Source organism: Hydrogenophaga sp. T66 (assembly GCF_057219855.1).
Genome location: NZ_JBXVVX010000001.1, coordinates 1,493,443 through 1,506,044, shown reverse-complemented (window position 1 = coordinate 1,506,044; position 12,602 = coordinate 1,493,443). Strand labels below are relative to the sequence as shown.

Here is a 12,602-nt window from a genome sequence, read left to right as displayed (position 1 = left end):
CTTGAGCCGCGCTCAGTAGAGCAGGAACGGCCGGCGCGTCTCGATCCAGGCGGCCTCGTCGGCGCGCGCCGCTTCGTCCAGGGCCTCGGGCGGCGCCGTGACGTCGTCCACCCATTCCCGCAGCAGCGGGCTGCCGTTGATGAGATCGATGGCCAGCCGGTCGCGCTCGTACTCGTAGGGGAAGTCGCGCCACAGCGGGTAGTCGGGCCGCTGGCGGCGGATCGCGCGGAAGGCCACCGCCTGCAGACGCCAGGGCTGGAACGCGGCGTGGTCGTAGTGGGTCGGGTCTTCCACGTGGATCTGCACGCCGGCGCACAGCTGGCCGGCGTGTTTGTGGAAGGTCGGCTCGAACCAGCACACGCGCAGCGCGCAGCCGCGCAGCCATTGCGGGGCCAGCGCGCGCATGTCGTCGAGCAGCGCGGTGGCGTCGAGGTCGGGCGCGCCGAACAGCTCCAGTGGGCGGGTGGTGCCGCGGCCTTCGCTGAGGGTCGTGCCTTCGAGCATCACCGTGCCGGCGTAGGCGCGGGCCATCCACAGGTTGGGCGCGTTCGGGCTGGGGTTGACCCAGGTCCGCTCGCCGAGCGGCCATCCGTGGCCGGGGCCCGCGTCGGGCTGCCAGCCGCTCATGGGGATGACGCGGTAATCGACGGACAGCCGCAGTGTGTGGATGAACCAGTGGCCCAGCTCGCCCATGGTCAGCCCGTGGCGCATCGGCATCGGGCCGGCGCCGACGAAGCTCTCCCAGCCCGGGCGCAGCGTCAAGCCTTCCACCGGCCGGCCCGCCGGGTTGGGCCGGTCGAGCACCCAGACGGATTTGCCGTGCTGCGCCGCGGCCTCCAGCACATAACGCAGCGTGGTGATGAAGGTGTAGATGCGGCAGCCCAGGTCCTGCAGGTCCACGAGCAACACGTCGAAGCTGTCCATCATGGCGTCGGTGGGCCGCCGGACCTCGCCGTAGAGGCTGAACACCGGGATGCCCAGCCGGGGATCGGTGAAGTCGGGCGACTCGACCATGTTGTCCTGCTTGTCGCCGCGCAAACCGTGCTGCGGACCGAAGGCGGCGCTCAGCCGGATGTCGGGCAGGGCGGCGAGGGCGTCGAGGCTGTGGGTCAGGTCGCGGGTGACGGACGCGGGGTGGGCGAGCAGCGCCACGCGGCGACCACGGAGGTCGGCGCGCAGCGCTGGGTCGGCGAGCAGGCGATCGAGGCCGAATGGCATGGCAGTTTCAGCGGGGGACGGTGGGGTGGGGCAGCCGGGCGGTCCAGCCGCGGCGGTCGTGGAAATCGGGGCGCTCGCCCGGGTGGTGCAGCGCCCAGTAGGTGAGCGGGCCGCCGCCGTGGTCGATAACGGCGCTGAGGCCCAGCGGCCCGTCGAGCCGCTGGGGCAGGGCCGCGCGCGGCAGCAGCGCGGTCACGGCAAGGCTGCCCGGTTCGGCTTCCACGCGGATCGAAGGCCACGGTGCGTCGGGCGCGCCCGCGGGGTCGCGTTCGCGCGGGCGCACGAACGCGTAGTGCGCGTGCCGGCCATCGGGCGCGAGGTTGAATTCGCGGTAAGCGGGCGTCGCGGGATCGCCGATGAAAAGCTCGAAGCAGGTGGTTTTCCACAGGCCGTCGGCGGGGCCCGCGGGTGCGGCGGGCGGCTGCAGGGCCTGGGCCGAGACGTCACGCCACGTGTAGCGGTAGCCCAGCGTCAGGCCGTCGCCGAGCCAGGCCAGGCTGACAGCCAACTCAGCGGCAGGGCGGGTCAGCGACTGGGGGTGGGGGAGGAGGTGCCAGGCGTTTTCGGTCACGGCGGTCATTGTCGCAGCCCATGCGCCGTGGACCCGCGAGCGCTGGCTGTCATGTGACGGTCACGCCGTCGCCACACGCCGGTCACGGCCGGCGGCCACAGTGCCGGCCATGCACACCGAAGCCATCTCCACCGCACCGCCCGCATTCGCGTTTCCCTTCACCGCCGGCTGGGCGGGCAGCGCTGTGCCCGCCGTGGCGCCCGCGGCAGCGGCCGGGCTCGCCGTGTCCTGGGCCCGCCATCTGGACGAGGTGCGCGAGGCGCAGCGTCTGCGCCACGCGGTGTTCGCCGGCGAGATGGGCGCGCGCCTGCCGGACACCGTGCCCGGCCACGACGTGGACCTGTTCGACGATTACTGCGAGCACCTGCTCGTGCGGGAGGTGGGCAGCGGCGCCGTGGTCGGCACCTACCGGGTGCTCACGCCGGCCCAGGCCCGGCGCGCGGGCAGTACCTACAGCGACACCGAGTTCGATCTCACCCGCCTGCGCCTGGTGCGCGACCGCATGGTGGAGCTGGGACGCAGCTGCGTGCACCCCGATCACCGCCACGGCGGCGTGATCATGGCGCTGTGGGGCGCGCTGGCCGGCTTCATGGCCCACAACCGGCTTGACATCATGATCGGCTGCGCGAGCATCCCCATGCAGCACGACGGCCGCGTGGCCGCGAGCATCTGGAGGCAGGTCCGCCAGAGCCACCTGGCGCCGATCGACTTTCACGTGCGGCCGCGGCTGCCGCTGCCGGTGGACCGGCTGGACGATTCGCTCGACGTCGAGGCGCCAGCGCTCATCCGCGGCTACCTGCGCCTGGGCGCCAAGGTCATGGGGCCGCCGGCCTGGGACCCGGACTTCAACGCCGCCGACCTGCCCATGGTCATGCGCCTGCAGGACCTGCCGCTGCGGTACCGCAAGCACTTCCTCGGCGCCTGACCGCCATGCACCTGCTGCTCGTCACCGACGCCTGGCACACGCCCGGGCTGGGGGTGGGCGCCCTGCTGGTGGAGCTGTCGCGCGAGCTGCAGCAGCTCGGTCACCGCGTCACGGTGGTGCAACCCGGCGCGTTCGCCACGCTGGCCGTCCCGGGCAGCGATGGCTGCCGCGTGGCGGCCTGGCCCGGGCGCCGGCTGCAGCGGCTCATGGACGAGGCGCGGGCGGACGCCATCCACATCGCCACCGAAGGGCCGCTGGGCTGGGCAGCGCGCGCGCATTGCCGCCGCCGCGGCTGGGCGTTCACCACGGCGTGTCACGTGGACTGGCCCGCCTTGCTGCACCGCCGGCTGCGCTGGCCCGTGGCGTGGGGGCGGGCGCTGTGGCGCCGGTTTCACGGTGCTTCCCAGCGGGTGCTGGCCACCCGGCCTGCCCGGGCCGAACAGCTGGCGGGCGATGTCGCCGTGCCGGTGCAGCTGTGGACACCGGGCGTGGACACGCGCCTGTTCTCATTGGCCGATCCGCCGCGCCCCACGGCGGCGCTGGGGGCGCTCGCGCGACCGGTGAGCCTGTATGTCGGACCACTGACCCATGACCGCCAGGTGGACGCGTTCCTGCGCCTTGACGTGCCGGGCAGCAAGGTGGTGTGTGGCGCCGGGCCTCTGGCGCAACCGCTGCGCGAACGCCACCCCAATGCCCACTGGATGGGCTGGTTGCCACGCCACGAGCTGGCCGCGGTGTACGCCGCGGCGGATGTGCTGGTGGTGCCCGACCGTCACGATGGCGCGGGGCGTGTCGTGCTCGAGGCCATGGCCCGCGGCACGCCGGTGGCGGGTCTGCCCGCCGAAGGCCTGCAGCGGCTGCTCGGCGCCGAGGGCGGCGCGCTGCACGAGGACCTCGCCGTCGCCTGGCATGAGGCGCTGCGTTGCCCGCGGCGTGGTGTGCGCGCCCGGGCGCAGTCCTTTGGCTGGGCGGCAGCGGCCCAGCGGTTCGCCCAGGCGCTGGTGCCGGTCGGCCCCGCGGCCGGGGCAGCGTGGTGCGCCGCGACCCGGGTTGTCCCACCGAAAGCACTGCGGCCGGGCCGTCTCGTTGAATAATGAGTCGACAGGACTCCCCACGCCGCCACGCATGACCGCCCCCGCCCCGACGCACCACCTGCTGGACCGCGATCACAGCATCCTTGCCTTCAACGAGCGGGTGCTCGACTGGGCCCGCCGGCCGGACGTCCCGCTGCTGGAGCGCCTGCGTTACCTCAGCATCGTGTCCAGCAACCTCGATGAGTTCTTTGAGGTCCGCGTGGAGCCCCATCTGGCGGCGGCGCAGAACCGCGAGGCGCGTGGCCCCTACACAGCCGAGACCTACCAGCGGCTCTCCGACGCGATCCATCAGCTCGTGGCGGAGCAGTACGCCATCTACAACGACGAGCTGCTGCCCTTGCTGGAGAAGAAGGGCATCAAGCTGGTCACCCACAGCGAGCGCAATGCCCGGCAGCGGCGCTGGGTGCGCGAGTTTTTTGCGGCCGAAGTCCAGCCCTTGCTGATGCCGGTCGGCCTGGACCCCGCGCATCCGTTCCCGCAGGTGGCCAACAAGTCGCTCAACTTCATCGTGCGCCTCACGGGCAAAGACGCCTTTGGCCGCGAGAACGAGATCGCCATCGTCAAGGTGCCGCGCGTGTTGCCGCGCTTCGTGCGCATGCCCCAGGTCAAGGGCTCGCGGCAAACCCATTTCGTCTCCATCTCCAGCCTGATCCGCTCGCACCTGGGCGACCTGTTCCCCGGCCGGCAGGTAACCGAGTTTTCTCAGTTCCGCGTCACCCGGCATTCCGACCTCGCGGTGGATGAGGAGGAAGTCAAGAACCTGCGCACCGCCCTGCGCCAGGGCTTGCAGCAACGCCATTTCGGCCAGGCGCTGCGGCTGGAAGTGTCCGCCGGTTGCTCAGAAACGCTGTCGGGTTTTCTGCTGCAGCAGTTCAACCTGCCGGCGGCGGCGCTGTACCGCGTGCCGGGACCGGTCAATCTCGTGCGGCTGAACCAGCTGATCGACAAGGTGGACGCCCCGGCGCTGCGTTTCCCGGTGTTCAACCCCGGCTGGCCCAGGCAGCTCACGCCGGGGCAGTCCACGTTCGAGCGCCTTCAGCAGGGCGATGTGCTGATCCACCAGCCGTATGAAAGCTTCGACGGCGTGCTGGCCTTCCTGCGCGAGGCGGTGCACGACCCCGACGTGCTGGCCATCAAGCAGACCATCTACCGCACCGGCGCGCGCAGCGAGCTGATGGAGCTGCTGCGCGAAGGCGTGCGCCGCGGCAAGGAAGTGACCGCGGTGGTGGAGCTCAAGGCCCGTTTCGACGAGGAGGCCAACATCAATTACGCCGAGCGGCTGGAGTCGGTGGGGGCGCAGGTGGTGTACGGCGTGGTCGGTCTGAAGACCCACGCCAAGATGCTGCTGGTCACCCGCCGGGAGCCCCAAGGCCTGCGGCGTTACGCGCACCTGTCCACCGGCAACTACAACGCCGGCACGGCGCGCTTCTACACCGACCTCAGCTACCTGACGGCCGACCCGGCGCTCACGGCCGACATCGACCAGGTGTTCCTCCACCTGGCCAGCCAGAACCGCCTGCCCAAATTGAACAAGGCGGTCATCGCCCCGTTCCACCTGCACCGCGCGTTGCTGGACAAGGTGGAGGCCGCCGCTGCGGCGGCCGCGGCCGGTCGCGACGCGCGCATCGTGCTGAAGATGAACGCCCTGACCGACGAACCGCTCGCCCACGCGCTGGCGCAAGCGTCGCAGCGGGGCGTGCGCATCGACCTGATCGTGCGGGGCGCCTGTGTGCTGCCGGCGGGCGTACCCGGCTTCACGGACCACGTGCGCGTGCGCTCGGTGATCGGTCGGTTGCTGGAGCATTCGCGGGTGTTTTACTTCCGCACCGGCGACGACGAAGAACTCTGGCTGTCGAGCGCCGATTGGATGAACCGCAACATGCTGCGCCGCATCGAGCTCGCCTGGCCCGTCACCGACCCTGCGCTGCGCCACCGCATCATCGACGAGTGCCTGCTGGCCTACCTGCACGACAACCGCGACGCCTGGCTGCTGCAGCCCGACGGCCGCTACGTCCCGGCGTCGGCCGCTCCGGGCAGCAAATCGCGGTCGGTGCCGTTTTCCGCCCAGGCCACCCTGATGGCCCGCTACGGCACGCCGGGAACCGCGACCTGACCATGGACCTGATCCTGTGGCGCCACGCCGAGGCCGTTGACCACCCCGATCCGGTGGCCGGCCGGCAGGGCGATGCGCTGGATCTGGCGCGCCGCCTCACGCCGCGTGGCGAAAAGCAGGCCGCCCGCATGGCCGCCTGGCTGGACAGGCAACTGCCGGGCACAGCGCGGGTCTGGAGCAGCCCGGCCCAGCGCTGCGAGCAGACCGTCCTGGCGCTGGGTCGGCGCTACAAGCTGTGTGAGGCGATTGCCCCGGAGTGCGAACCGCAGGCGGTGCTGGACCTCGTTCAGTGGCCCGACGGAAAGTCTCCGGTGGTCGTGGTGGGCCACCAGCCCACGCTCGGGCAGGTGATCGCCCGGCTGCTGGGCCTGCGCGAAGCCGACTGTGCGGTCAAGAAAGGCGCGGTCTGGTGGCTGCGCCACCGTGTTCGCGATGGCGCGGCGCGAACCGTGCTGGTCACGGTGCAGACGCCAGAACTGCTCTGAACCGGCGTCAGCCGATGACGCTCAGGCCGCCGGCGAAGCCGCCCGTTTGGCCCGCGGAGTGGCAGGCTTGGCAGACGCCTTCGGGGTGCTTGCCGCGGCAGCCTTGGGTGTTGCCTTCGGCGCTGCCGGGGCGGGCTTCTTGGCCGTGGCCGGCCGGGCGGCCGGTTTCCCGGTCACGGGTTTCTTGGCCGCAACGGCCGGGGTGCCTCCCGCGGCGTCGGTCGGTGCCGCGGCCTTGGAGGCCTTCGCTTTCGGCGCTGCCGGTCTCCCGGTCTTGAGCGTGGGCACGGCCGCGAGCGCTGCCTTGAAGGCGGCGTCGTTCAGGCCTTGCAGCGCCATCAGGCCGGCACGCAACAGCTCGCTTTTCTTGACGCTTGTGCCCAGCGCGATCGCGCGGTCCTTGAGCGTGTCGATGGCCGCGAACTCGGCCTTGGGGATGGTGAAGCTGTCGCGGACGAGCTTCGGTTTTTTGGACGCAGACATGGAAACCTCCGGAAACAGGGTGGTTTCAGTATAAACCGTATATATTGTTTATACGAAGCCCCGTCGCCGGCTGCCCGCGTCAGCGGATGTCGGCGCTGAGTTTCCAGTTCGTTTTCTGCCAGGCCAGCACCTCTTCGTCCAGCAGCCAGGCCGATTGCGGGTAGCGCCGCGCCCAGCCCGGCTGGGTGGACAAGCGGAACGCGCCGGCCTTGTAGCTGAGCTTCACGGCCTGGTGCTCCGGGAGCTGACGCGCGTGGCACAGGATCACCGCCAGCCGCAGGGCCAGCAGCTGCTTGGCGAACAGCTCGTCCTGCAGGGCGTCTTCGAGCTTGCGCAGCTTGCCGCGCTGACCCAGCACAAGCTGGCTCATGCGGTGCAGCTCGGGCAGCGAGAAGCCGGGCGCATCGACATGATCCAGGATGTAGGCGCCGTGGTGGTGCAGCCGTTCGTGGGAGATGTGGGCGCCGATCTCGTGCAGCCTGGCCGCCCAGGCGAGCTTTTGCGAATAGCGCGACTGACGCTCGTCCGGCGCGGCAATCTGGGCGAAGAGGGCGATCGCCACCTCGCTCACGCGCTGGGCCTGGGCCTCGTCGGCGCTGAAACGCTGGGCGAGCCAGTTCACGGTGCGCTCGCGCACATCGCCGCCGTCGGTGTCGCGGTCGATCAGGTCGTACAGCGCGCCGTGGCGCAGCGCGCCCTGGGCCGGCAGCATTTCGTGCAGGTCGAAGAGGTCAAAGATGGCGCGCAACACACTCAGGCCGCCGGCAATGACCGGCCGACGGTCGTCTTTGAGGCCTTCGAGGCGCAGGCTGTCCACGTGGCCGGCGCGGGCCAGCTTGTCGATCAGCCAGTCGAGGCCGCTGCGCGTGACCAGCCCGGTGGCCCAGCCGTTGGCGCCGAGCATTTCGGCCACCGCGCTGACGGTGCCTGAGGAGCCGTAGGCCACGTTCCACTCGGCCGCGGGAAACCGGTCGAGCGCCTCGTCGAGCACCGCCTTGGCCGCGACCTCAGCCGTCTTGAAGGCGGCGGCGGACACCTGCCCACGCGGGAAATACCGCTGCGACCAGGCCACGCTGCCCAGCCGGTACGACTCCATGCCACGCGCGACGTAGCCCTCGCCCATGATGATTTCGGTGGATCGCCCGCCGATGTCCACCACCAGACGGCGCTCATCGGAGTGAGGCAGCAGGCGAGAGACCCCCTGGTAGATCAGCCGCGCCTCTTCGTGGCCCGACACCACTTCGATGGCGAAGCCGAGGATGGCCTGGGCCTGGCGCAGGAAGTCATCGCGGTTGCGGGCCTCGCGCAGGGTCTGGGTGGCCACGGCCCGCACCTGGTTTTTCTTGAAACCGTGCAGCCGCTCGGCGAACCGTGCCAGGCACTCCCAGCCGCGCTCCATCGCCGCCTGGCTGAGCACCTTGTTGTCGTCCAGGCCATTGCCCTGGCGAACGGTTTCTTTCAGGTACTCGACGCGTTCGATGTGGCCGCCCTGGTACCGGCCGATTTCCAGCCGGAAGCTGTTGGAGCCAAGATCGATGGCGGCAAGGAGGGTTCCGTTTTGCATGGCGGAAAAAATGGCCCGCGGCGGGGCAGGAATCCGGGGGCGGGACGGGGCGATTGTGACGCATGGGGCGCGCGCGCCGTCTTCGGCGCGCGCTTGTGTGACAGGGCGGCCACTGTCACGCGGTCGTCACAAAGGCCTTCTAGAGTCTTGTTCGTTCCATCCACCAACCCTCGGGATTCGCATGAACACCAAACGCACCCTGCTGAAGTCCATCGCCGCCGCCGCCCTGGCCACCGTCGCTCTGGGCGCCGCACACGCTGCCGACATCACCGGCGCTGGCGCCACCTTCCCGTTCCCGATCTACGCCAAGTGGGCGGAGATGTACAAGGCCCAGACCGGCACCGGTCTGAACTACCAGTCGATCGGCTCGTCAGGCGGCATTCGCCAGATCCGCGCCAAGACCGTGGCCTTCGGCGCGACCGACGCCCCGGTGTCGGGCGCCGACCTCGACAAGGACGGCATGGTGCAGTTCCCCGCCATCATCGGCGGCACGGTGCCCGTGTTCAACCTCGACGGTTTCAAGCAAGGCGAAGTCCGCATCACCGGCCCGGTGCTGGCCGAGATGTTCATGGGCAAGATCACCAACTGGAACGATCCGAAGATCGCCGCCCTGAACCCGGGCAAGACCTTCCCGAACCAGTCCATCACCGTCGTGCACCGCGCCGACGGCTCCGGCACCACCTTCAACTGGACCGACTACCTGAGCGTGGTCAGCAAGGAGTGGGCCGACACCGTGGGCAAGGGCGCGGCGGTCAAGTGGCCCGCGCCGACGTCGGTGGGCGGTCGCGGCAACGAGGGCGTGGCCGCCAACGTGACCCGCACCCGCGGCGCGATCGGCTACGTCGAGTACGCCTACGCCAAGCGCAACAACATCCCGTACATGGCCCTGCAGAACGCCGACGGCAACTTCGTGCGCCCCGACGATTCGACCTTCGCCGCCGCGGCGGCTGGCGTGGACTGGTTCAGCGTGCCGGGCATGGGCGTGTCGATGGTCAACGCCAAGGGCAAGGACGCCTGGCCCGTGAGCACCGCCTCCTTCATCCTGATGTACAAGGAGCCCACCAACAAGGCCGAGTCGGCCGAGGTGATCAAGTTCTTTGACTGGGCCTTCAAGAACGGCAAGCAGGCCGCGCTGGAACTGGACTACGTGCCGATGCCCGACGCCGTGACGCAGCAGATCCGCCAGCGTGTGTGGTCGCAAATCAACAACCGCTGATCGTCCGGGCGCTTCCCACCCAACCCGTCGGCCGGAAATGACCCGCCGACGGGTTTTTTACAGTTCAATGTCTGTCACACAGACCCGGAGGGGGTCATGAACACCACCACCACCCGAGCAGACAGCCCCATGGCCAGCCCGATCCCGACACCCAGTTCCACCGAAGGACGCGACGACGTCGCCATGCAGGCCATCGCCCGCCGGCAACGCATCCAGGACGCGATCTTCCACCGCCTGACCCAGACGTTTTCCCTGCTGGTGCTCATCGCCCTGGCGGGCATCATCGTTTCGCTCTTCTACAACGCGTGGCCGACCTTCCAGAAGTTCGGCGTGGCGTTCCTGTGGACCATCGAGTGGGACATCGTCAACGAAGAGTTCGGCGCGGCGATCGCCATCGTCGGCACGCTGCTCAGCGCCGGCATCGCCATGGTGATCGCGGTGCCGCTGGCCTTTGGCATCGCGCTGTTCCTGACCGAGACCTGCCCGGTGTGGCTGCGCCGCCCGCTGGGCACGGCGATTGAGCTGCTCGCGGCGGTGCCGTCGATCATCTACGGCATGTTTGGCCTGTTCGTGTTCGCACCGATCTTTGCGGACTGGTTCCAGATGCCGGTGCAGCAGCTGCTGGGCGGCATGCCGCTGGTGGGCTGGCTGTTCGGCGGCGCCACCAACGGGCTCGGCATCCTGGCCGCTGGCGTGATCCTCGCGTTCATGATCCTGCCCTTCATCGCCGCGGTGATGCGCGACGTGTTCGAGATCACGCCGCCGATCCTGCGCGAGTCGGCCTACGGCCTGGGTTGCACGACCTGGGAGGTGGTGCGCAAGGTGGTGCTGCCATACACGCAAAAAGGCGTGATCGGCGGCATCATGCTGGGCCTGGGTCGCGCGCTGGGCGAGACCATGGCCGTCACCTTCGTGATCGGCAACGCCAACCGCATGCCCGGCACGCTCTTCTCGCCCGGTACCTCGATCGCCTCGGTGCTGGCCAACGAGTTTGGCGAGGCGGCCGACCTTCATTTCAACACCCTGTTCGCGCTGGGCTTCCTGCTGTTCTGCATCACCTTCCTGGTGCTGGCGGCGGCGAAGTGGATGATCCTGCGCGCCGAAAAAGCCAAGGGCATGTGAGCCTGACAGGACACCCGCGATGGAAATGAACCAAACCCTCTACGCCCGCCGCCGGCGGGCCAACTGGATCGGCCTGACGCTGTCCATGTCTGCCATGGCGCTCGGCCTGTTCGTGCTGCTGTGGATCCTGTGGGTGCTGTTCTCCAACGGCATCGCCGGGCTGGACGGCAACATCTTCACCGCCGACACGCCCGCCCCCGGCTCCGAGGGCGGCGGTCTGCGCAACGCGCTGCTGGGCAGCCTGATGATCGTGGGCCTGTCCGTGCTCGTGTCCACGCCGGTCGGCATTCTGGCGGGCGTGTACCTCGCCGAGTACGGTGACACCAGCAAGACCGCCGAGGTCACGCGCTTCGTCACCGACATCATGCTGTCGGCGCCCTCGATCGTGCTGGGCCTGTTTGTCTACGCCATCGCCGTGGCCACCGTGGGCAACTTCTCCGGCTTCGCCGGCAGCCTCGCGCTCTCGCTGATCGCCATCCCGGTGGTCGTGCGGACCACGGAGAACATGCTCCGGCTGGTCCCGGGCAGCCTGCGCGAGGCCGCTTTTGCCCTCGGCGCTCCGCGCTGGAAAGTGGCGACGATGGTCACGCTGCGCGCGGCCAAGAGCGGCGTGATTACCGGCCTGCTGCTGGCCGTGGCCCGCATCAGCGGCGAGACCGCGCCATTGCTGTTCACCGCGCTCAACAACCAGTTCTTCAGCACCGACATGACGGGGCCGATGGCCAACCTGCCGGTCGTGATCTTCCAGTTTGCCCTCAGCCCGTATGACAACTGGATCCGCCTGGCCTGGAGCGGCGCACTGATCATCACGTTGACTGTGCTGGTGCTCAACATCCTGGCGCGGGTTGTGTTCCGCGAAAAGGTCAAAGTGTGAAACACCCCCGACGCGCTTCGCGCGACCCCCTCAAGGGGGCAGTGCCAGCGGCCCGGCAAAGCCGGTTCCGCGGCACCACCCGGTAAACCCTCATCACAGGAATCGCTTCCATGTCTGACACCGCATTCGCGATCAAGCCCGAGAACTTTGCCGCCAAGACCGAGCCGCAGGGCGAGAAGCGCAACGCCATTGAGGTGCGCAACCTCAATTTCTTCTACGGCAAGTTCCAGGGCCTCAAGGACGTCACGCTCGATATTCAGGAGAAGCGCGTGACGGCCTTCATCGGTCCGTCGGGTTGCGGCAAGTCCACGCTGCTGCGCACGCTCAACCGCATGTACAGCCTCTACCCCGGCCAGCGCGCGGAGGGCCAGATCAATTTTTATGGCCAGAACATCCTCGACCCGAAGCAGGACCTGAACCTGCTGCGCGCCCGCATCGGCATGGTGTTCCAGAAACCCACGCCGTTCCCGATGTCGATCTACGACAACATCGCCTTTGGCGTGCGGCTGTACGAAAACCTGTCGCGCAGCGAGATGGACGACCGGGTCGAGTGGGCGCTGACCAAGGCCGCGCTGTGGAAAGAGGTCAAGGACAAGCTCAACCAGAACGGTCTGTCGCTCTCCGGCGGCCAGCAGCAGCGCCTGTGCATCGCCCGCAGCGTGGCGGTCAAGCCGTCGGTCTTGCTGCTCGACGAGCCCACCTCGGCGCTCGACCCGATCTCCACCGGCAAGGTCGAGGAACTGGTGCACGAACTCAAGAGCGACTACACCATCGCCATCGTCACCCACAACATGCAGCAGGCCGCCCGCTGCAGCGACTTCACGGCCTACATGTACCTGGGCGAGCTGGTCGAGTTCGGCGCCACCGAACAGATCTTCTTCAAGCCCAGCAAGACGGCCACTGAGGACTACATCACCGGCCGCTTCGGCTGATATCA

General features: G+C 69.1%; 12 protein-coding genes. 8 read left to right on the top strand and 4 right to left on the bottom strand.

Translation table 11 applies throughout. The features are described 5' to 3' along the window. Nucleotides 1-12: 12 nt before the first annotated feature. Both AC2D80_RS06965 and AC2D80_RS06960 read right to left on the bottom strand, forming a co-directional pair. A complete protein-coding gene (locus tag AC2D80_RS06965) occupies nt 13-1,218 on the bottom strand; it encodes an exo-beta-N-acetylmuramidase NamZ family protein (RefSeq protein ID WP_484632246.1) in 1,206 nt (401 codons plus the stop codon). 7 nt (nt 1,219-1,225) lie between these two features. Further along, nucleotides 1,226-1,789 (bottom strand): DOMON-like domain-containing protein, encoded by a 564-nt coding sequence (locus AC2D80_RS06960; protein ID WP_484632245.1) that lies wholly within the window; start codon nt 1,787-1,789, stop codon nt 1,226-1,228. A gap of 109 nt (nt 1,790-1,898) precedes the next feature. On the opposite strand from AC2D80_RS06960, the gene AC2D80_RS06955 reads away from it, so the two are divergent. The 4 genes from AC2D80_RS06955 to AC2D80_RS06940 are packed head-to-tail and all read left to right on the top strand — an operon-like array spanning nt 1,899 to nt 6,406. Continuing rightward, on the top strand, nt 1,899-2,714 hold the full coding sequence (locus tag AC2D80_RS06955; RefSeq protein ID WP_484632244.1) for a GNAT family N-acetyltransferase: 816 nt from the start codon (nt 1,899-1,901) through the stop codon (nt 2,712-2,714). Nucleotides 2,715-2,719: 5 nt separating this feature from the next. Further along, complete coding sequence (locus AC2D80_RS06950; protein ID WP_484632243.1) at nt 2,720-3,808, top strand: glycosyltransferase; 1,089 nt, start codon at nt 2,720-2,722, stop codon at nt 3,806-3,808. Nucleotides 3,809-3,839: 31 nt separating this feature from the next. Next, a complete protein-coding gene (gene ppk1 / locus AC2D80_RS06945; protein WP_484632242.1) occupies nt 3,840-5,921 on the top strand; it encodes a polyphosphate kinase 1 in 2,082 nt (693 codons plus the stop codon). 2 nt (nt 5,922-5,923) lie between these two features. Then, nucleotides 5,924-6,406, top strand: a complete 483-nt coding sequence (locus AC2D80_RS06940) for a SixA phosphatase family protein (RefSeq protein ID WP_484632241.1) — start codon at nt 5,924-5,926, stop codon at nt 6,404-6,406. 21 nt (nt 6,407-6,427) lie between these two features. On the opposite strand, the gene AC2D80_RS06935 is transcribed toward AC2D80_RS06940, so the two are convergent. Both AC2D80_RS06935 and AC2D80_RS06930 read right to left on the bottom strand, forming a co-directional pair. Then, entirely contained in the window at nt 6,428-6,889 is a 462-nt protein-coding gene (locus tag AC2D80_RS06935) for a hypothetical protein (protein ID WP_484632240.1), read from the bottom strand. Between the two features lie 79 nt (nt 6,890-6,968). Continuing rightward, nucleotides 6,969-8,453: a Ppx/GppA phosphatase family protein gene (locus AC2D80_RS06930; protein WP_484632239.1), complete on the bottom strand. Its 1,485-nt coding sequence runs from the start codon at nt 8,451-8,453 to the stop codon at nt 6,969-6,971. A gap of 181 nt (nt 8,454-8,634) precedes the next feature. On the opposite strand from AC2D80_RS06930, the gene pstS reads away from it, so the two are divergent. The 4 genes from pstS (at nt 8,635) to pstB (ending at nt 12,597) form a co-directional block, all read left to right on the top strand. Then, entirely contained in the window at nt 8,635-9,669 is a 1,035-nt protein-coding gene (pstS, locus tag AC2D80_RS06925) for a phosphate ABC transporter substrate-binding protein PstS (RefSeq protein ID WP_484632238.1), read from the top strand. Nucleotides 9,670-9,765: 96 nt separating this feature from the next. Continuing rightward, complete coding sequence (pstC, locus tag AC2D80_RS06920) at nt 9,766-10,791, top strand: phosphate ABC transporter permease subunit PstC (protein ID WP_484632237.1); 1,026 nt, start codon at nt 9,766-9,768, stop codon at nt 10,789-10,791. Nucleotides 10,792-10,810: 19 nt separating this feature from the next. After that, nucleotides 10,811-11,665: a phosphate ABC transporter permease PstA gene (gene pstA / locus AC2D80_RS06915; RefSeq protein ID WP_484632236.1), complete on the top strand. Its 855-nt coding sequence runs from the start codon at nt 10,811-10,813 to the stop codon at nt 11,663-11,665. A 110-nt stretch (nt 11,666-11,775) separates the two neighbouring features. Continuing rightward, nucleotides 11,776-12,597, top strand: a complete 822-nt coding sequence (gene pstB / locus AC2D80_RS06910) for a phosphate ABC transporter ATP-binding protein PstB (protein ID WP_484632235.1) — start codon at nt 11,776-11,778, stop codon at nt 12,595-12,597. Nucleotides 12,598-12,602: the final 5 nt, after the last annotated feature.

Coding starts and splice junctions, on each gene's coding strand:
- AC2D80_RS06965 (WP_484632246.1), bottom strand. CDS start 1,218: ATGCCATTCGGCCTCGATCGCCTGCTCGCCGACCCAGCGCTGCGCGCC.
- AC2D80_RS06955 (WP_484632244.1), top strand. CDS start 1,899: ATGCACACCGAAGCCATCTCCACCGCACCGCCCGCATTCGCGTTTCCC.
- AC2D80_RS06950 (WP_484632243.1), top strand. CDS start 2,720: ATGCACCTGCTGCTCGTCACCGACGCCTGGCACACGCCCGGGCTGGGG.
- ppk1 (WP_484632242.1), top strand. CDS start 3,840: ATGACCGCCCCCGCCCCGACGCACCACCTGCTGGACCGCGATCACAGC.
- AC2D80_RS06940 (WP_484632241.1), top strand. CDS start 5,924: ATGGACCTGATCCTGTGGCGCCACGCCGAGGCCGTTGACCACCCCGAT.
- AC2D80_RS06935 (WP_484632240.1), bottom strand. CDS start 6,889: ATGTCTGCGTCCAAAAAACCGAAGCTCGTCCGCGACAGCTTCACCATC.
- AC2D80_RS06930 (WP_484632239.1), bottom strand. CDS start 8,453: ATGCAAAACGGAACCCTCCTTGCCGCCATCGATCTTGGCTCCAACAGC.
- pstS (WP_484632238.1), top strand. CDS start 8,635: ATGAACACCAAACGCACCCTGCTGAAGTCCATCGCCGCCGCCGCCCTG.
- pstC (WP_484632237.1), top strand. CDS start 9,766: ATGAACACCACCACCACCCGAGCAGACAGCCCCATGGCCAGCCCGATC.
- pstA (WP_484632236.1), top strand. CDS start 10,811: ATGGAAATGAACCAAACCCTCTACGCCCGCCGCCGGCGGGCCAACTGG.
- pstB (WP_484632235.1), top strand. CDS start 11,776: ATGTCTGACACCGCATTCGCGATCAAGCCCGAGAACTTTGCCGCCAAG.